Source organism: Pseudomonas lactucae (assembly GCF_016937615.1).
Taxonomy (GTDB): domain Bacteria; phylum Pseudomonadota; class Gammaproteobacteria; order Pseudomonadales; family Pseudomonadaceae; genus Aquipseudomonas; species Aquipseudomonas lactucae.
Genome location: NZ_JAFHKI010000006.1, coordinates 1 through 18,287 on the forward strand (window position 1 = coordinate 1; position 18,287 = coordinate 18,287).

17 protein-coding genes and 2 pseudogenes are annotated in these 18,287 nt (G+C 59.0%); 5 read left to right on the forward strand and 14 right to left on the reverse strand.

The features are described from left to right. Positions 1-349 (forward strand): hypothetical protein (locus JWR98_RS01135; protein ID WP_225908496.1); only part of this gene is annotated, 349 nt, incomplete at its 5' end. 113 nt (positions 350-462) lie between these two features. Here JWR98_RS01135 and msrQ read toward each other — a convergent pair. The 9 genes and pseudogenes from msrQ to mrcB all read right to left on the reverse strand — a co-directional run bounded on the left by msrQ (position 463) and on the right by mrcB (position 10,279). After that, the gene (gene msrQ, locus JWR98_RS01140) at positions 463-1,083 is read right to left on the reverse strand and encodes a protein-methionine-sulfoxide reductase heme-binding subunit MsrQ (protein ID WP_205489150.1); all 621 of its coding nucleotides are present in this window, start codon (positions 1,081-1,083) and stop codon (positions 463-465) included. Continuing rightward, entirely contained in the window at positions 1,083-2,096 is a 1,014-nt protein-coding gene (msrP, locus tag JWR98_RS01145; protein WP_205489151.1) for a protein-methionine-sulfoxide reductase catalytic subunit MsrP, read from the reverse strand. The genes msrQ and msrP overlap by 1 nt, the downstream gene beginning before the upstream one ends. Before the next feature lie 63 nt (positions 2,097-2,159). Then, positions 2,160-3,017, reverse strand: coding sequence for a CDP-diacylglycerol--serine O-phosphatidyltransferase (gene pssA / locus JWR98_RS01150; protein WP_003176097.1), 858 nt, complete (start codon positions 3,015-3,017; stop codon positions 2,160-2,162). A gap of 144 nt (positions 3,018-3,161) precedes the next feature. Then, positions 3,162-4,177 (reverse strand): annotated as a pseudogene (ilvC, locus tag JWR98_RS01155) (ketol-acid reductoisomerase). A 47-nt stretch (positions 4,178-4,224) separates the two neighbouring features. Beyond that, positions 4,225-4,716 (reverse strand): acetolactate synthase small subunit, encoded by a 492-nt coding sequence (ilvN, locus tag JWR98_RS01160; protein WP_003176102.1) that lies wholly within the window; start codon positions 4,714-4,716, stop codon positions 4,225-4,227. Positions 4,717-4,718: 2 nt separating this feature from the next. Further along, positions 4,719-6,443 (reverse strand): acetolactate synthase 3 large subunit, encoded by a 1,725-nt coding sequence (locus tag JWR98_RS01165; protein WP_003176103.1) that lies wholly within the window; start codon positions 6,441-6,443, stop codon positions 4,719-4,721. A gap of 431 nt (positions 6,444-6,874) precedes the next feature. Beyond that, on the reverse strand, positions 6,875-7,204 hold the full coding sequence (locus JWR98_RS01170; RefSeq protein WP_078734667.1) for a YqcC family protein: 330 nt from the start codon (positions 7,202-7,204) through the stop codon (positions 6,875-6,877). Further along, on the reverse strand, positions 7,204-7,938 hold the full coding sequence (locus tag JWR98_RS01175) for a tetratricopeptide repeat protein (RefSeq protein ID WP_078734668.1): 735 nt from the start codon (positions 7,936-7,938) through the stop codon (positions 7,204-7,206). Before JWR98_RS01175 ends, JWR98_RS01170 begins: the two co-directional genes overlap by 1 nt. Positions 7,939-7,954: 16 nt before the next feature. Then, positions 7,955-10,279, reverse strand: a complete 2,325-nt coding sequence (gene mrcB / locus JWR98_RS01180; protein WP_078734669.1) for a penicillin-binding protein 1B — start codon at positions 10,277-10,279, stop codon at positions 7,955-7,957. A 118-nt stretch (positions 10,280-10,397) separates the two neighbouring features. On the opposite strand from mrcB, the gene JWR98_RS01185 reads away from it, so the two are divergent. The 3 genes from JWR98_RS01185 (at position 10,398) to JWR98_RS01195 (ending at position 12,865) form a co-directional block, all read left to right on the forward strand. Beyond that, positions 10,398-11,954: an AAA family ATPase gene (locus tag JWR98_RS01185; protein ID WP_205489152.1), complete on the forward strand. Its 1,557-nt coding sequence runs from the start codon at positions 10,398-10,400 to the stop codon at positions 11,952-11,954. A 92-nt stretch (positions 11,955-12,046) separates the two neighbouring features. Then, positions 12,047-12,391, forward strand: coding sequence for a pentapeptide repeat-containing protein (locus tag JWR98_RS01190; RefSeq protein WP_078734671.1), 345 nt, complete (start codon positions 12,047-12,049; stop codon positions 12,389-12,391). Positions 12,392-12,592: 201 nt separating this feature from the next. Further along, positions 12,593-12,865 carry a TfoX/Sxy family protein gene (locus JWR98_RS01195; protein ID WP_003176109.1) on the forward strand — a complete coding sequence of 91 codons (273 nt, stop codon included), beginning with the start codon at positions 12,593-12,595 and terminating at the stop codon, positions 12,863-12,865. 260 nt (positions 12,866-13,125) lie between these two features. Here JWR98_RS01195 and JWR98_RS01200 read toward each other — a convergent pair whose 3' ends face one another. The 3 genes from JWR98_RS01200 to JWR98_RS01210 are packed head-to-tail and all read right to left on the reverse strand — an operon-like array spanning position 13,126 to position 15,805. Next, entirely contained in the window at positions 13,126-13,893 is a 768-nt protein-coding gene (locus tag JWR98_RS01200) for a heme ABC transporter ATP-binding protein (protein WP_078734672.1), read from the reverse strand. Next, positions 13,893-14,876: an iron chelate uptake ABC transporter family permease subunit gene (locus JWR98_RS01205; protein WP_205489196.1), complete on the reverse strand. Its 984-nt coding sequence runs from the start codon at positions 14,874-14,876 to the stop codon at positions 13,893-13,895. Before JWR98_RS01205 ends, JWR98_RS01200 begins: the two co-directional genes overlap by 1 nt. Before the next feature lie 50 nt (positions 14,877-14,926). Then, positions 14,927-15,805: a heme/hemin ABC transporter substrate-binding protein gene (locus JWR98_RS01210; protein WP_205489153.1), complete on the reverse strand. Its 879-nt coding sequence runs from the start codon at positions 15,803-15,805 to the stop codon at positions 14,927-14,929. Positions 15,806-15,961: 156 nt separating this feature from the next. Between JWR98_RS01210 and JWR98_RS01215 the strand changes: the two genes are divergently transcribed. Beyond that, positions 15,962-16,279, forward strand: a complete 318-nt coding sequence (locus JWR98_RS01215; RefSeq protein WP_078734675.1) for a Rieske (2Fe-2S) protein — start codon at positions 15,962-15,964, stop codon at positions 16,277-16,279. Here the strand turns inward: JWR98_RS01215 and sfsA are convergent. Next, entirely contained in the window at positions 16,276-16,986 is a 711-nt protein-coding gene (gene sfsA, locus JWR98_RS01220; RefSeq protein ID WP_078734676.1) for a DNA/RNA nuclease SfsA, read from the reverse strand. The two genes, JWR98_RS01215 and sfsA, sit on opposite strands and share 4 nt — an antisense overlap. 4 nt (positions 16,987-16,990) lie before the next feature. Next, a pseudogene (locus JWR98_RS01225) lies at positions 16,991-18,157 on the reverse strand (pyridoxal phosphate-dependent aminotransferase); the annotation flags it as partial. Positions 18,158-18,287 lie beyond the last annotated feature (130 nt).

Sequence of the window (18,287 nt, forward strand, 5' to 3'; positions counted from 1 at the left end):
CCCTAAACTTGGCTCAGCAATCGTTGGTTATTCTTTGATTTCTCGCGGAGTAACTTGTGATGCTGATAATCTTGTTGACTATCAGTCTGACTCCACAAGCACCCACACGAATTGCTTGATTCAGTTGTTAAAGAGCGGTTGGTTAAGATGTTTCGTCTCAACCGAGGCGCGCATTCTACAGCAGCCTCATTTGCTGTCAAGTGGTTATTTTCAGAAGCTTTCGAAGATTTCTTCAACAACTTCAACCACTTGCGCTTTCGATCTCTCGTCAGCGGGAGGCGAATTCTACAGCGTTACACGCCGCTGTCAACACCTCTTTTTCAACTTCCTTTTGGCTTCGATGAACTGAGCAACTTGCTGTCGAAAACTACTTAACTCATTGTTTACCAAGGAGTTTTCCGTTTCGACTGCGCCGGAAGTGGGGCGAATTATAGGCTTCCAGAATCTGTGGTCAAGCGTTAATTACGCTTTTGTTGCGGAAGGCGCTTTTTTCGTAATGAGACGAGGAATTCGGCGCATCAAGGACGGTATACGCAGCACCAGCAGCAGCGCACCTATAGAAGCATAGATAGCCCACTCCTTCAGATCAGCCCGCACAATCCACAGCATGTGCAGCAACCCAAGCCCCAGAATCACATAGACCAGGCGATGCAACTTCTTCCATCGACTGCCCAGCCGTCGCTGGCTATAACGGTTAGACGTGACGGCCAACACCAATAACGACAAGAAACCCAATGCACCCACAATAATGTAGGGCCGCTTGCGCAGCTCCACGCCCAACTGCGACCAATCAAGCCCCAGGACGAATACGCAATAGGCCGCCAAGTGCAGCACCACATAGGCAAAGCACCACAAGCCAAGCTGTCGGCGCACTGCGATCCACCCCGCCCAGCCGCTCAACTTCTGCAACGGCGTCATACATAAGGTGATCAGCAACAGAATCAACGTGCCCAAGCCCAATCGATCAACCAATACTTTGCCTGGGTCAGGTCCCAAGGCAAAACTCCACGCTTCATATAGCCACAACAACGGCCACAGGGCGGCGGCGATAAAGACACCAATGCGCCAGATGGGGTAACGCATCAATAGTTCTTCCGCAGATCGAGACCGGTATAGAGAGAGGCGACTTCATCCGAGTAGCCGTTGAACATCTGCGTCTCGCGTACATTGGGGCTGAATAGGCCGCTCGGCAAACGACGTTCCCGCGCCTGAGTCCAGCGTGGGTGATCGACCGTAGGGTTCACGTTCGCATAGAACCCGTATTCATCCGCCGCAATGCTCTGCCAGGTGGTTTTAGGCTGCTCACTGACAAGACTGATCCGCACGATGGACTTTACGCTCTTGAACCCATACTTCCACGGCACGACCAGCCGCAACGGCGCGCCGTTCTGATTGGGCAACTCCCGCCCATACATGCCAACCGCCAAAATCGCCAGCGGGTTCATCGCTTCATCCAGACGCAACCCTTCTACATAAGGCCAGTCGATCAAGCCGAAACTCGAACGCTGTCCCGGCATGCTCTTAGGATCCTGGAGCGTTTCAAAACGGATGTACTTGGCCTTGGAGGTCGGTTCGACCTGCTTGAGCAAGGCGGAGATTGGAAAACCCATCCACGGAATAACCATCGACCAGGCCTCGACACAACGCAACCGGTAGATCCGCTCTTCCAACTGATAGGGCTTCATGAAGTCTTCCAAGGCATAACGCCCAGGCTTTGCGACCTCTCCATCAATCACCACACTCCAGGGTTCAGTCTTGAGTGAGCCCGCATTTTTCGCCGGGTCGCCCTTGTCCGTGCCGAACTCATAGAAGTTATTGTAGTGGGTTGCATCCTTGAACGGCGTGATCGCCTCATCCTTGACCGTCACCGCCTGCCATTTCGTTGTGGGCAGTTTCTCGGCAAACCAATTCGGCGCCTTGCCCCGCTCAACATCGGCATAACGCGCAGCCTCGTCTGCACTGGCCCAGCGCGGCAAGCTGCTGGCAGCAATACCGGCAAGCGCACCACCGAGCAAGCTGCGGCGAGAAAGATAGAAGGATTCAGGTGTGACATCCGATTCGTGGCAATCGGACGCTTTGGGCAATTTGATTAACATGGCAACTCCGCAGCATTGGAGGACAGGTGCATCAATAGACTGCGGAGTATGGGGGAAATTACATTAAGGCAATGTTTTGTCCCGGCGCAGATGCAGCAAATATTGAATCGGCCCGGAAGCGGCATAGACAAGGAATGCCAGCAGCAGAATGCGCGGCGGATCACTGAACACCACGGCGAACACCAACACCACCACCAGGATCGCCACGAACGGCACCCGCCCCTTGAGGTCGAGCTCCTTGAAGCTGTTGTACTTGATGTTGCTGACCATCAGCATGCCAGCCGCCGCCACCATCAAGGCCACCAGGAATGACATTTTCGACCCCTGGATGCCGTAGTCACTGAATGCCCAGACGATACCCGCCACCACTCCTGCAGCCGCAGGGCTGGCAAGACCAATGAAGTAACGTTTGTCGGCAGTGCCCACCTGAGTATTGAAGCGCGCCAAGCGCAAGGCAGCACCCGCCACATAGATGAAGGCAACCATCCAACCCACCTTGCCCATATCACCCAATGCCCAGGCAAACGCCAGCAATGCGGGTGCAACACCAAACGCCACCATGTCCGACAGCGAGTCGTACTCGGCACCGAAAGCACTTTGGGTATTGGTCATGCGCGCCACACGACCATCCAGGCCATCAAGCACCATGGCCACGAAGATGGCGATGGCGGCAAAGCCGAAATACTTGCTGGCACTCGCCGCATCACCCGCCGCGAGCGCGCTCTGGGCACTCATGGAGTTGATGATGGAATAGAACCCGGCAAACAGGTTCGCCGTGGTGAACAGGTTGGGCAAAAGATAGATGCCACGATGCCGGACCTTGCGGCCTTCCGCGTCATGCCCTTCTTCGACATGCTCATCGATCGGCAGCAGGCTTTCGGCGTCAGAAGCCTGGTTTGGCTCTTCGGGACGTTCGCTCATGGACTTTACCTTGCAACGGTTTGAAAAAGTTCGACAAATACATGCGGTGCGCGTTCGCCCGCAAACGATGCAGCTTTATACCAGAACCCGCCTTGCAAACGAAAAAACGCGGCCTAAGCCGCGTTTTCTGTTGATGCGTACGACTTAGTTTTTGGCTTTGTCGACGATCTTGTTGGCACCGATCCACGGCATCATGGAGCGCAGTTGCTCGCCGATCACTTCGATACCGTGAGCAGCGTTGTTACGACGCTTGGCGGTCATCGAAGGGTAGCCGGTAGCGCCTTCGCTGATGAACATTTTGGCGTATTCGCCGTCCTGAATACGTTTCAGGGCGTTGCGCATGGCCTGACGGGACTCGGCGTTGATCACTTCCGGGCCAGTCACGTACTCGCCGTACTCGGCGTTGTTGGAGATCGAGTAGTTCATGTTGGCGATACCGCCTTCGTACATGAGGTCAACGATCAGTTTCAGTTCGTGCAAGCATTCGAAGTAGGCCATTTCCGGCGCGTAGCCAGCTTCAACCAGGTTTCGAAACCGGCTTTTACCAGTTCAACGGTACCGCCGCACAGAACGGCTTGTTCGCCGAACAGGTCGGTTTCAGTCTCGTCCTTGAAGGTGGTTTCGATGATGCCGGTACGACCGCCACCGACGCCAGCAGCGTAGGACAGTGCCACGTTCTTGGCGTTGCCCGATGCGTCCTGGTAGATCGCGATCAGGTCAGGGATACCGCCGCCTTTGACGAACTCGGAACGCACGGTGTGACCTGGCGCTTTCGGCGCGATCATGATCACGTCGAGGTCAGCGCGTGGCACTACCTGGTTGTAGTGAATCGCGAAACCGTGGGAGAAGGCCAGAGTGGCGCCCTTCTTGATGTTCGGCTCGATTTCGTTCTTGTACAGCGCGGACTGGAACTCGTCCGGGGTCAGGATCATGACCAGGTCGGCAGCCGCAACCGCGGACGCCACGTCGGTCACTTTCAGGCCATGGGCTTCAGCCTTGGCAACGGTGGCCGAGCCTTTGCGCAGACCAACAGTCACGTCAACACCGGAGTCTTTCAGGTTGCACGCTTGCGCATGACCCTGGGAACCGTAGCCGATGATGGCGACTTTCTTGCCCTGGATGATCGACAGGTCACAATCTTTATCGTAATAAACTTTCATGAGGTTCCTCTATATATCCAGGCCATCAGGCCATTCACTAATTTGGGTTAGATGCTGAGTACTTTGTCGCCACGGGCAATGCCGGTGACACCACTGCGTACGGTTTCCAGAATCGAGGCCGTCCCGATCGACTGGATGAAGCTGTCCAGCTTGTCGCTTGTACCGGTCAGTTGCACGGTATAAACGCTGGCGCTCACATCGACGATCTGCCCGCGATAGATGTCGGTGGTGCGTTTGATCTCGGCACGCTGGGCCCCCGTGGCCTTGACCTTGACCAGCATCAGCTCGCGCTCGATGTGAGCGCTTTCCGACAGGTCGACCAGCTTGACCACTTCGATCAGCTTGTTGAGGTTCTTGGTGATCTGCTCGATCACCTCATCGTGACCCACGGTGGTCAACGTCAGGCGCGACAGGGTCGGGTCTTCGGTCGGGGCCACGGTCAGGCTCTCGATGTTGTAGTTGCGTTGCGAAAACAGGCCGACAACACGAGACAGAGCGCCGGGTTCGTTCTCCAGAAGCAGGGAGATAATGTGCCGCATGATTAAGTACGCTCCGTCTTGTTCAGCCACATGTCGCGCATAGAGCCGTCTTTGATCTGCATCGGGTAGACGTGCTCGCTGGTATCCACCTTGATATCGATGAACACCAGGCGGTCCTTCATGGCGAACGCCTCTTCCATCTTCGGCTTGAGATCTTTCAGATCGGTGATGCGAATGCCGACATGGCCATAGGCTTCAACCAACTTGATGAAATCCGGCAACGATTCCATATAGGAATGGGAGTGACGGCTACCGTAGCTCATGTCCTGCCATTGACGAACCATGCCCAGCACGCCGTTGTTCAAGCAGACGATCTTCACCGGAAGACCGTACTGCAGGCACGTCGACAGTTCCTGAATGTTCATCTGGATACTGCCTTCACCGGTAACGCACGCAACATCGGCGTCCGGGAAACTCAGTTTCACACCCATGGCCGCAGGGAAACCAAAGCCCATCGTGCCCAGGCCGCCGGAGTTGATCCAGCGGTTAGGCTTATCGAACTTGTAGTACTGCGCGGCGAACATCTGGTGCTGGCCCACGTCGGAGGTCACAAAGGCGTCGCCCTTGGTCACTTCGCACAGGGTCTCGATTACGGTTTGCGGCTTGATGATGCTGCCGTCGCCCTTGTCGTAAGGGAACAGGCCACGATCACCGCGCCATTCGTCGATCTGCTTCCACCAGCTGGCAACGGATTCCTTGTTCGGTGTTTCGCCGATGTCCTTGAGCGCGGCGACCATTTCGGTCAATACGCTTTCCACTGGACCCACAATCGGCACATCGGCCTTGATGGTCTTGGAGATAGACGCCGGGTCGATGTCGATGTGAATGATCTTGGCATTCGGGCAAAACTTGCTCGCGCCGTTGATCACACGGTCATCAAACCGCGCGCCCACGGCCAGGATCACGTCGGCGTGGTGCATGGCCAGGTTGGCGGTATAGCTGCCGTGCATGCCGAGCATGCCGACGAACTGGCGGTCCGTACCCGGGAATGCGCCGAGGCCCATCAGGGTATTCGTTACCGGCAGGTTGAGCAGCTTGGCCAGTTCGGTCAGCGGCGCGGAACCACCGCCCAGAATCACGCCACCGCCCGAGTACAGCACTGGACGCTTGGCTGCCAGAAGCATTTCCGCCGCCTTGCGAATTTGCCCCGAGTGCCCGCGGACAGCCGGGCTGTAGGAACGCAGCTTGGCCTTCTTAGGGAAGACGTATTCGAACTTTTCCGCCGGGTTGGTCATGTCTTTCGGGATATCGACCACCACCGGGCCCGGGCGACCGGACTGTGCGAGGTAGAACGCCTTTTTCATGACTTCCGGGATTTCCGAGGCGTGCTTGATCATGAAGCTGTGTTTCACGATCGGCCGGGAGATACCGATCATGTCGGTTTCCTGGAATGCATCGGTACCGACCATGGTGCTAGGCACCTGGCCAGAGATGATTACCATCGGGATGGAGTCCATATACGCAGTCGCGATGCCGGTAATGGCATTGGTTGCGCCTGGGCCGGAGGTGACCAGTACCACGCCGGCTTTACCGGTGGCGCGGGCGTAGCCGTCAGCCATATGGGTCGCGGCCTGTTCGTGGCGAACCAGGATGTGGGTAACAGCCGGTTCCTTGAACAGTGCGTCGTAAACATGCAGCAGAGCACCACCTGGGTACCCGTAGATATAATCGACGCCTTCGTCACGCAAAAAGCGGACGAGCATCTCACCGCCAGATAAAAGCTCCACGTTGTTCACCTCTAAAACGCCAGAATACCGTCCGTTGAAAACCGACGGGTCTTAATAGGTTTACTTCTCAACAGAGCATGAGCGACGGTGGTCGCCGACTACGTCAGCACTGACTGAGCAAGTATTGGGATCGTCCCAAGTGTTGCGGGCTTTTCCCACCCAGCGCGAGGTAACGCGTTGCGGGTGTAACAGGTCGGCGCGGATATGCGCCTCATGATCTGCTGAGCGGGCCTGCTTCTGGCAGTCCCGATACAGCGGACTTTGGATTCTTCTGTTTCAGGCCGTTCAAGTCAAGCAATAATTGCGCTTTTTTCCAACTAAGCGCATGAGAACGTAGAAGAAAGGGCTTTGAGGAGGGATAAAACTCGCCTGAATGTCGTCAAGCGGTAGAAATGTGCGCAAGACTGCCGAAAAAACCGGCAGTCAGGCAATTAACGAGCGTCGACAATCAGTTGGTCGAACTTTTTCAGCGCATTGCGCAATCCAAGGCTCTCACGTGGCCGGTCGGCGTAGACCATTTCCGCCATTTCGAGAATCCCCGAGGCATTCGGCAACGGTAGGTCCTGTTCGAGGATCTGCTTCATGCGTGCCAGGAAGATCCATTGCAGCCACTGGTGAAAGTCCAGGGTGTCCACCGAAAACGGCTCGACACTACTGAGCGCCTCGGTGCTGGGGGGCACTTCGTCCCACCAGCCCTGCACGCGCAATTCGCGCTCGATCAACAATAACTGTTCGGCTATCGCGGGCAACCGTGAATCCATCAGAGGTTGACCTTGGCTTTTTGACGAGCCTGGGCGGCGCCGGCTGCATCGCCCTGGGCGGCGCGCGCATCACCGATCAACGCCCACAGGCTGGCTTGCAGATCGGGGCGACCGTTGGCCAGTGAAAGGCCACGACGGGCAAACTGCTCGGCCTGCGGTGCGTCCCCTTGGGCCATGCGAACCTGGGCCAGGCGATACAGCACTTGCGGTTCACGCGGCGCAACACGCTGCGCACGTTCAAGACTTGAGGAGGCGCCGTTCAAATCACCTCCCGCCTGTTGTTGCTGAGCGGTGGTGAGCAAGGCCAGTACCGGACCGTCCAGTTGCTCGTCAGCCGACAGGCCACCGGCGCTGGATGCCGATGGAATGCCGCTGGGCGTCGACGGCATGCTGTAGCTGCCCTGATTGACCGGCGCCGTCTGAGTCGGTGTCGCGTCGATTGGCCCGGAGCTGCTCGGCCCAGGCGTCCATGGCTCAGCGCTGATCGGTGCCGACGCGGCAGCGCCAGCACCCGGCACCATCACCACCACGCCCGAATCCTGCGGCATGGCCTGAGGCTTGGCCTGTGCCGGACGATTGGTCACGGTCTGGCGGAAACCGCCATTGGCCGAAATCCGATCGCTATTGGAGACGGCCGTGCTCGAATCCACCACAGGAATGGAGCCGCGCTGCACGCTGGAGCAACCGCTGAGCAAAGCCAGAGCTGTAATCGCTGGAATACACCACTTGTTCACTTGAAACCCTCTTTGCTTAATTCATCCAGCCCTTGACCCAATCCATCACCGATTCCGCGTCAGCCGGGGCACCGCCCCCGCACGCAGCACCGGGTGGTGGTTCGCTGCCGCGAATATACGGCATCTGTACCGCGCCCGGACAGTTGGCATCGGAGCCTTGACCGGTGTGCGGGTCAATCCAGGCCTGCACGATATTGTCCGGCTGCGGCATGTTCAACGGCAACGGATCGGCCTTGCGCATAAAACTGGTCCAGACCTGCAGTGCACCGGTAGCGCCGGTAAACGGCGTCTTGCCATTGTCATCACGGCCCAGCCACACCACCGCCAGCACGTCCTGACCGAAACCGGCGAACCAGCTGTCACGTGAGTCGTTACTGGTACCGGTCTTGCCCGCCAACGTCAGGTTGGAAGGCAGCACTTTATAGACAGAGCTGCCAGTACCTTCGCGCATCACGCGCTGCATGGCGTTCTGGATCAGGTAGATGGAGCCCGCATCGAAACGCTGTTGAATCTGGAAAGGGTAGCGTTTAAGCGGCTCACCCTCGGCCGTCAGCACACTCCGGATCCCACGCATCGGTGTGTTGAAACCACCGTTGGCGAGGGTCTGGTACATGGTCGCGACTTCCATCGGCGTCATTGCACCGGCGCCCAACAGGATTGACGGGAAGGCCGGGAACTCGCGGGTGATACCCAGTCGCGCCAGCGTCTTGAGCACATTCGGCACGCCCACTTCCAACCCCAGTCGAGAGGTGGAAATGTTGTAGGAATGCGCCAGGCCCTGGTACAGGAACACCGTGCCATGGGAGCGACGATCGAAGTTCTGTGGCGTCCACACCTGGCCATCACTACCCTTGACCGACAGCGGGTCGTCCGACAGCCAACTGGTGAGCGTGTATTTGCTCGGTTTCTCGAGAGCCGTCAGGTAAACCGCAGGCTTGACCAGCGAGCCAATCGGCCGCACCGCATCCAGTGCACGGTTGAAACCGGCGAAGCTTGCCTGGCGACTGCCGATCATGGCCTGGACTTCACCGGTCTCCGGGTTGGTCACCACCATCGCCGCTTCCACTTCGTCCGAGCCTTTGCGGCCGGTCAGGCGCTTGAAGGTGTCGTTGACTGAAGCCTCTGCCTTCATCTGCAGGATCGGGTCGAAGCTGGTGAAGATCCGCAGCCCCTCTTCGGTCAAGTCTTCGTCGCGATAGTCTTCACGCAGCTGGCGCTTCACCAGATCGATAAAGCCTGGGAAGGAACTGTCCGCCAACTTGCCGCGCGTGGTCACGCCCAGCGGCATTTTCTTCGCGGCTGCGACCTGTTCAGCCGTGGCAACGCCCTGCTGCTCCAGCACATCGAGCACCAGGTTGCGGCGCTCCAGCGCACGCTCAGGGTTGCGACGCGGATTGTAGTAGGAAGGCCCCTTGACCATGCCCACCAGCAAGGCGACCTGATGCAGCTTCAATTCAGACAGCGGCTGACCGAAGAAAAACTGGCTGGCCAGGCCGAAACCGTGCACCGCACGCTGGCCATCCTGGCCGACGAATACCTCATTGAGGTACGCCTCGAGGATCTCCTGTTTGCTGTAGTGCAACTCCAGCAACATGGCCATCATGGCTTCGGTGAGCTTGCGGGTCAGGCTGCGCTCATTGGTCAGGTAGAAGTTCTTCACCAACTGCTGGGTCAGCGTACTGCCGCCCTGAGTCATCTTGCCGCCTGAGGTGTTCACCCAAATGGCGCGGGCAATCGACTTCGGCGAAACGCCCCAATGGCTGTAGAAATCCCGGTCTTCCACCGCAACCAGGGTTTCCAGCAGGTACGGCGGCACCTGATCGAGCTTGATCAGGATGCGATCTTCAAGGTTTTTCGGATAAATACCGCCGATCATCAACGGTTCGAGGCGCACCACCGGCAGCTTCGAGCCGTTGAGGGACGACAGTTCGGCCACATAGTCACCGGAAAAGCGCACGCGTACCGGCTGGGCTTTTTCCAGGCCTTCATAAAACTGGAAGCCACGCGTGTTCAGGTCGACGGTATTACCGCTGACGGCTGCCGCACCCGGGCCATTGCTCACGGGTTCGCGGCGGTAGCCCAAGGCGTCGAGTTCGGTGAGAAAATCATCCTTGCTCAGCTTCTGGCCGGTGAACAACTCCAGCGGGCGTGCATACACCTTGGCCGGAATGGTCCAGCGCTTGCCGGAGAATTTTTCCTGGACTACGGCGTCGAGGTACACCGCGACGCCTGCGAGCACCACAAGGCCCACGAGGCCGAGCTTGAGCGCCCAGCCAAGCCACGGACGCAGGCCACTGGAGGGAGGTTTTTTACGGGAGCGGGGAGATCGGGTTCGAGTCATGGCGGCGGATTATACGCACTTTATTGATGATCAACATGAGCCGGACAGCGGTTTGCACGACCGGCCATAGCGGCCATAATGCCCGCCATGATTTTCCCCAGACTCTGAAGGATCGCCCGTGAGCCAGTCCCTGATCGCAGCCCTGCAAAACCCGGCTTTATATCCTCATCCGGTTGAAGCGTTCCAAGTCATCGAAACCCATATTTCCTGGGTGGTCCTGACCGGTCCTTATGCCTATAAGCTGAAGAAACCGGTGAACTTCGGTTTCCTGGACTTCACTGATCTGGAAAAACGCGGTCACTTCTGCCACGAAGAGCTGCGCCTCAACCAGCGCCTGACCCAGGATTTGTATCTGGAAGTATTGCCGATCACCGGCACGGCCGAAGCGCCTCAACTGGGAGGCGAAGGGCCGGTTATCGAGTACGCACTGAAGATGCGTCAGTTTCCGCAAAGCCAACTGCTCAGTACCTTGCAAGCCAATGGCGAACTGACCAGTGCGCACATTGACGAGATGGCCAAGCAAATCGCGCACTTCCACCTCACCGCGCCGAAAGTCCCGCAGGACCATCCCGCCGGCACCCCGGACGAAGTGATGGCCCCGGTAAGGCAGAACTTCGAGCAGATCCGCCCGTTCCTCAGCGACAAGGCCGACCTGGCGCAACTGGAAGCCTTGCAAGCCTGGGCTGAGAGCAGCTTCGAACGCCTCAAACCGTTGCTGGCGCAGCGCAAGGTCGACGGTTTCACCCGCGAGTGCCACGGTGATATCCACCTCGGTAACGCCACGTTGATTGACGGCCAGGTGGTGATCTTCGACTGCATCGAGTTCAACGAGCCTTTCCGCTTCACCGACGTGTATGCCGATACCGGCTTCCTGGCCATGGACCTGGAAGACCGCGGGCTCAAGTCCCTGGCCCGTCGCTTCATCAGTCAGTACCTGGAGCTGACCGGTGACTATCAGGGTCTTGAATTGCTGAACTTCTATAAAGCCTACCGTGCACTCGTGCGCGCCAAGGTCGCGCTGTTCAGCATGCCGAGCGAAGCCAGCCCGGTGCAACGCGCCACGACGCTGCGCCAGTACCGCAACTACGCCAACCTGGCGGAAAGCTATAGCACCATCCCGTCGCGCTTCCTGGCGATAACCCACGGGGTTTCGGCGGTGGGCAAAAGCCACGTCGCCATGCGTCTGGTAGAAGCACTGGGTGCCGTGCGCCTGCGCTCAGATGTGGAGCGCAAGCGCCTGTTCGGTGAGCAGCAGGTGGAAAATACACCACAAGCCGGCATCTATGCCGCCGATGCCAGCGCACGCACCTACGCACGCCTGAACGAAATTGCCGACACCGTGCTGCGCGCCGGCTACCCGGTGGTACTGGATGCCACGTTCCTCAAACACGCACAGCGCGACGCCGCAGCCAAAGTGGCCGAGGCCACCGGTGCGCCCTTCCTGATCTTCGATTGCAATGCGCCACACGCCGTGATTACCAGTTGGCTGGCGCAACGTCAGGCGGATAAAAACGATCCGTCTGACGCCACCTTGAGCGTTATCGAAGAACAGCACGCCAATCGCGATCCCCTGACGGCCGAAGAACTGCTACTGAGCAAACGCGTCGAAACCAATCAGAGCGGTACCCTCGATGCATTGGTCGCGCAAATTCGCCAGCGCATGCCGGGCCTGTAAGAAAAATTTCTTGGTCGTGTCGTCTACTGGGCGCACGACCCAGCAATAGTGGCACTATAATGGCGTCATAAATCCAACAGGAGTTCGTCATCATGAGTCACCCCAAGCTTCTTGATACCCCGCTCTACTCGCTCCTGCACAAAGACGATATCCGAGGCTTCAACAAGGAGCGCCCGAACGACGTCACCATCGACATGCGCGGGGGCGATTTTCGCGGGCTGGACCTGCGCGAATTGAATGCCGCAGGTGTGGATTTCACGGATGCCTATTTCCGTTCCGCCGATTTGCGCGGGCTGGATTTGCGCGACTGCTCGCTGGAAGGCGCCAGCCTGGCCCATGCACAGATTTCCGGTACCTACTTCCCGGCTGAATTGACTGCCGATGAGATTCTCATGTCGGTCAATTTCGGGACTCGCCTGCGCTACCGCACCAAGTAACCCCTACGCTCCATCCCCAGGCCTCGCCAGGCATGCCTGGGGCACGCGCGTGAGTACGTCAAAAACTTTCGCGCCATTCTTATAAGCTTTTGAACCGTTTCCGAGCAAAGAACTACACTTTTCCTACTGAGCGCTACACTCCTGTTCAGGTCTGCTGGTCACGATACCCACCGCACCATTCGGCCGTTGCAAGGAGGCTTGATGAACGATGAGCTGCAACACCTGAAAAACCTCGGCAAGACGTCAGCACAGTGGCTGCACGCGGTGGGCATCCACAGTGCGTCCGATTTGCGTCGGTTGGGAGCGGTCGATGCTTATCGAGCCGTAAGGAGTCGCGGGTTCCGAGCCTCGAAAGTGCTGTTGTATGCAATCGAAGGGGCATTGATGGACGTGCATTGGAACGACATTCCAGCCGAACGCAAAGAGGCGCTGAATCGCCAACTGGACGCCATTTCGGCGCGCCAGAAAAATTAACTGAGCCTGCACGCTCAATGTTCATGGGACTTTCAAACGAACGTTTGAGAAAAAACCCGACTCATTCAAACCAAAGATTGACTCACAAATGAGAATCGTTATGATTATCACAACTGGTCGCGAGATCAGCCGATAACTGGAAGACCATTGGTTCGGACTCTCAGATTATCTCCTCATCAGGCTAATCACGGTTATTTGACCCGGCTCTTGCCGGGTCTTTTTTTATCCATGGCAAGCTGTCCGTAGAAAGCGGTTCAATTTCAACGCGCAATGATCAACGGATGCCCCCGCTCCGGATGTGGCTGCACCAACACATCCAGGCCGAATACGGCTTTAAGGGGCTCAGGCCGCAACACCTGTGCCGGTGTGTCCAGGGCATGGGGGCGCCCGTGGTCCAATAGCAAAATGCGATCGCAGTAACGCGCCGCCAGATTCAGATCATGGAGAATCACCAGTACCGCCGCCCCCCGATCGGCAAAGGTGCGGATTGCCTGCAAGGTCGTATGTTGATGCAAAGGATCCAGCATCGACGTCGGCTCATCCAGCAGCAGCGTTTGCCCTGCTTCGCCCGGCCATAGCTGCGCCAGCACCCGCGCCAGGTGCACGCGCTGGCGCTCACCGCCGGACAACGCCAGATAACTGCGGCCACTCAAGTGCGCCACATCCGCCGCCTGCAGGGCTGCCTCTATAATCTCGTCATCGCGCACTCGCCCGGTTCGGTGAGGCAGGCGGCCCATGCCGACCACCTCTTCGACACGAAACCCGAAGTCCAGCGTCGAGGTTTGCGGCAACACCGCCAGTCGCTGTGCGCGCTGCGATCCGCTCCAGTCTTTCAGCGCACGCTTATCCAGACGCACCGAGCCTTCATCAGGAGGCAACTCACCGCATAACGCACCCAGCAACGTACTTTTGCCTGCACCATTGGGCCCGAGCACGCCGAGCACTTCTCCTGGCAGCAACTCAAGGGTGATATCCGCCAAGACCGTCTTGTGACTGCGGCGAATCTGTAGCGCTTGGACGCTCAGCATCAGGCTCGCCCTCGCAACAGCAGGTAAAGAAAAAACGGCGCGCCAATAAAGGCTGTGACGATACCGATCGGTAATTCCGCCGGCGCCAAGGCCAGGCGCGCAACCAGATCGGCAAACAGCAGCAGGCTCGCGCCCGCCAGCACCGATGCCGGCAACAGCACGCGATGATCGGGCCCAGCCAGCAGTCGCACCAAATGCGGCACCACCAGCCCGACGAAACCAATCATGCCCGCCGCCGCCACCGCAGCGCCCACTCCCAATGCGGTGCAAAACATCAGTTCGCGCTTGAGCCCTTCGACATCGATCCCCAGGTGACAGGCCTCGGACTCGCCGAGCAACAGCGCATTCAACGCCTTGGACCGGCGCGGCAACCACAGCGCCACCCCCGCACTCACCAGCAGCAGCGGCCACAACCGCGAATAACTCGCGCCGTTGAGGCTGCCCAGGTTCCAGAACGTCAAGGTCCGCAGGGTGGCGTCGTCGGCCAGGTAGGTAAACAGTCCCACCGCGGAGCCGGCCAGCGCGGTGAGCGCGATGCCGGCGAGCAACATCGTCGCCACATTTGTCTGGCCCTTATGCCGCCCCAGGCGATAGACCAGCGCCGTGACGCCCAGACCACCGAGAAAAGCGCACAGCGACAGCAGATACGGCCCGAACGCCTCCGGCAACCCACCGAAAAACGAACCGCCAACGATGGCAATGGCAGCCCCCAAAGCAGCGCCACTGGACACCCCCACCAACCCAGGGTCTGCCAGCGGATTGCGAAACAATCCCTGCATGGCCACGCCCGACAGCGCCAGCACGCCACCCACCGCCAAGCCGAGCAACGTACGCGGCAAACGAATTTGCCCCAGGATCAGTTCAGCCTGTTCCAGCCCCTGCGCCTCGATGGGCACGCCCAGCAAACGCAAGCCCGCCTTCAGCGTATCAAGCAATGGCAGGCTCACGGGGCCCAGCGCCAACGAGAGCCATGTAGCCAGCACACACAACAGCGCCAGCCCGATAAACAGCGTCTTCGGTTTAACCAGAGTGGTCATGGGGCAGGCTTAGCCTGGGCCGGATAAAAACCGGCGGATAACGTTACAAGGCGCTGCGGCAGGCGCGGCCCCAAGCCTCCCACCAACAAGGTCGGGTCCAGCTCGAACACCCGCCCGCTCCTGGCCGCCGGCGTCGAAGCAAGGATCGGGTTTTCCTTGAACAACGCCGTGCGCGCGGCATCGCCTGTGAGCGCACGGTCGGCGAACACCAGCACATCCGGGCTCAGGCCGGCCAGCGACTCCACGGAAAACGGTTTGTAGCCCGTGTGTGTCGCCAGGTTATGTCCGCCCGCCTGCCGCAGTACCCAGTCGCCAGCCGTGTCCTTGCCGGCGATCAACGGTTTGCCGCGGGCGTGGCCGATCAGTAGCAGCACACCCGGAGCTTTCTGCGTGGATTGGGCCTTGGCGACCCAGCGCTGTTGTTCAGCAAGCGCCTGTTCATATCCGGTAAACAATTGGTTGGCCTTGGGCTCGTCTCCGAGCAGCTTGCCCAAGTGCTGAAGGTTGCCTTTCAGCGTCGGCAAATCCGGCTGCGCCGAGAACATCTCCACCCGCACGCCCGCGTTGCGAACCTGCGCCAGCACCGGCGGGGGGCCCATTTCTTCGGTGCCTACCAGTACCTCAGGGCGTAGGCTCATAATGCCTTCGGCCGACAATTGCCGCTGATACCCGATACTCGGCAACGCCTTGAGGGACACCGGGTACTGACTGGTCGTGTCCACCCCCACCAGCTTCGATTCACCACCCAGTTCAGTGACCCATTCCGACAGCGCCCCACCGGCGCTTACCCAGCGCTGTGGCAGTTCGGCGGCTTGCGCCCACGGGTTGACCAGCAGTCCGACAACAAGCGCAATAACGCTGGTACTCAGGCGCATAACAGGGTTTCCTTCCAGGTGCATGGGCTTTTGAGCGCTCACGGATGTGACAGAAAATCCCTGCCAGGCATCGAACTGAGCACCCGGTCAGCAAACGGGCGAAGCCGGCATTTGATAATTGTTTGCATTTGAACGTCAAGGCACTTAAGGATTGTAATGAAGTTTCTCTGCCCTTCCGACGAGCTCACACCCGACAGCAGCCGTGGTTTTGATATCGACGGCTGCAAGCTGTTGGCCGTGCGCCGCAACGGCGTTGCCTACTTCTATATCAACCGCTGTCCCCATCGCGGCATCGCGCTGGAATGGCAACCTGATCGTTTCCTCGACGACAGCGCCAGCCTGATCCAGTGTGCCACGCATGGTGCGCTGTTCCTGATCGAAAGCGGCGAATGCATCGCAGGCCCGTGCGCCGGTCAGAGCCTCGTTGCCCTGCCCGGCCGCGAAGATGAACAGGGCCTGTGGGTGGCGATCTAGTCGAGCCGCACGTCCAATCGACGGTCGATGCAAATCTCGTTCGACGTTACGCGTGCGCCATACGCCAGCACTTGCACACCAGCAGCCTTGGCCTCGCGCAGGGCGGCGGCGTAGGCGGCATCGATCTCCACTGCCGGGCGCACTGCATCAATCCCCGACAGATTGACGCAATACAGTTGCACCGCTCGCACACCGTCACGCGCCAGATGCGCCAACTCCCGCAAATGCTTGGCGCCACGCTGGGTCACCGCATCGGGGAAAGCGGCAACACTGGAACCGTCAAAACCCAGGGTGACGCTTTTGACTTCGACATACGCCGCACCGTCCGGGTATTCCAGGCGAAAATCGATCCGACTTTTTTCCTGGCCGTAAGGCACCTCTCGCTTCAACGCAGTGAAACCATTGAGCTCCGTAATGACGCCGGCGCGTAATGCTTCTTCAACCAGCTGGTTGGCGCGTGCCGTGTTGACGCACGCCAGCCGGCCCTGGGGCGTTTCGGCGATTTCCCAGGTACCGGGCAACTTGCGCTTGGGGTCACTGGAACGGCTGAACCACACCTGCCCGCCTTCCACCATGCAATTGAGCATGGAGCCGGTGTTGGGGCAGTGTATGGTCAGCAACTCGCCGGTAACGGTTTCGATATCGGTCAGAAAACGCTTGTAACGGCGGATCAACCGGCCTTCTTCGAGGGGAGGATAAAAGTGCATCAGCTTGCCAGCTCCGCAAGCCACGGGCGATACGTTCCACCGCCTCCTGTAGTCGATCCAGGTTTTGGGTGTAGGCAAAACGCACATGATGCCCGGCTTTATAGCGGCCAAAATCCAGCCCGGGGGTGAAGGCCACATGCTGCGTTTCCAGGAAGTGCCTGCAGAACGCGAAGGCATCACCGCCGAATGCGCTGATATCGGCGTACAAATAGAAGGCGCCTTCGGGCTCAACGGCGATGCCGAAGCCCAGCTCGCGCAGAGCCGGCAGCAAGAAATCACGACGGCGGCCAAATTCGGCGCGGCGCTCCTCCAGAATGCTCAAGGTCTGCGGGGTGAAACACGCCAGCGCCGCATACTGGGCCATGCTGGGTGCGCTGATGTAGAGGTTCTGCGCCAGCTTCTCCAGCTCGCTGACGGCTGCCGGTGGCGCCACCAGCCACCCCAGGCGCCAGCCGGTCATGCCGAAATACTTGGAAAAACTGCTCAAGACGAAGGCTTCATCGTCCACTTCCAACACGCTGGCCGCGTCGGTGCCGTAAGTGAGGCCGTGGTAGATTTCGTCCACCACCAGATGCCCATTGCGCGCCTTGAGTGCACTCGACAGCTGCGCCAACTCATCGCGCGTGAGGATTGTCCCGGTAGGGTTGGCCGGAGAGGCCACCAGCGCGCCCACGCTGTCCTGGTCCCAGTGCTTGGCGACCAGATCGGCAGTCAGTTGGTAACGCACCTCGGGGCCCACCGGCACCAGTTGCGCAGCACCTTCCACCAAGCGCAAAAAGTGCCGGTTACACGGGTAGCCCGGGTCTGCCAGCAGCCAGTGCTTGCCGGGATCCACCAACAGGCTGCTGGCCAATAGCAAGGCGCCGGAGCCGCCGGGGGTGATCAGGATTCGCTCGGGATCGATGTTCAAGCCGTAGCGCTGCTCGTAGAGACCGCTGATCGCTTCGCGCAACTCCGGCACTCCACGGGCCGCGGTGTAGCGGGTCTTGCCATCGGCCAGCGCCGCCTGGCCGGCCTGGATGATCGGTTCGGCGGTGGTAAAATCCGGCTCGCCGATTTCCAGATGGATCACATCATGGCCCGCAGCCTGCAGCTCATTGGCCCGTGCCAGCAACGCCATGACATGAAAAGGTTCGATGGCGCGACTGCGCGCACTGTAGGGCTGAGCCATTGGCCTTCCTTAACGGTAAGAACAAAATCAGGATTCTACCGAACCCGCGCGGTAAAACATGCTCTATTGCCTACCCGGCCGGCTTTGCGGTCCGGGCAAGCACCGACAAAACGACTAAAATCAACATTCG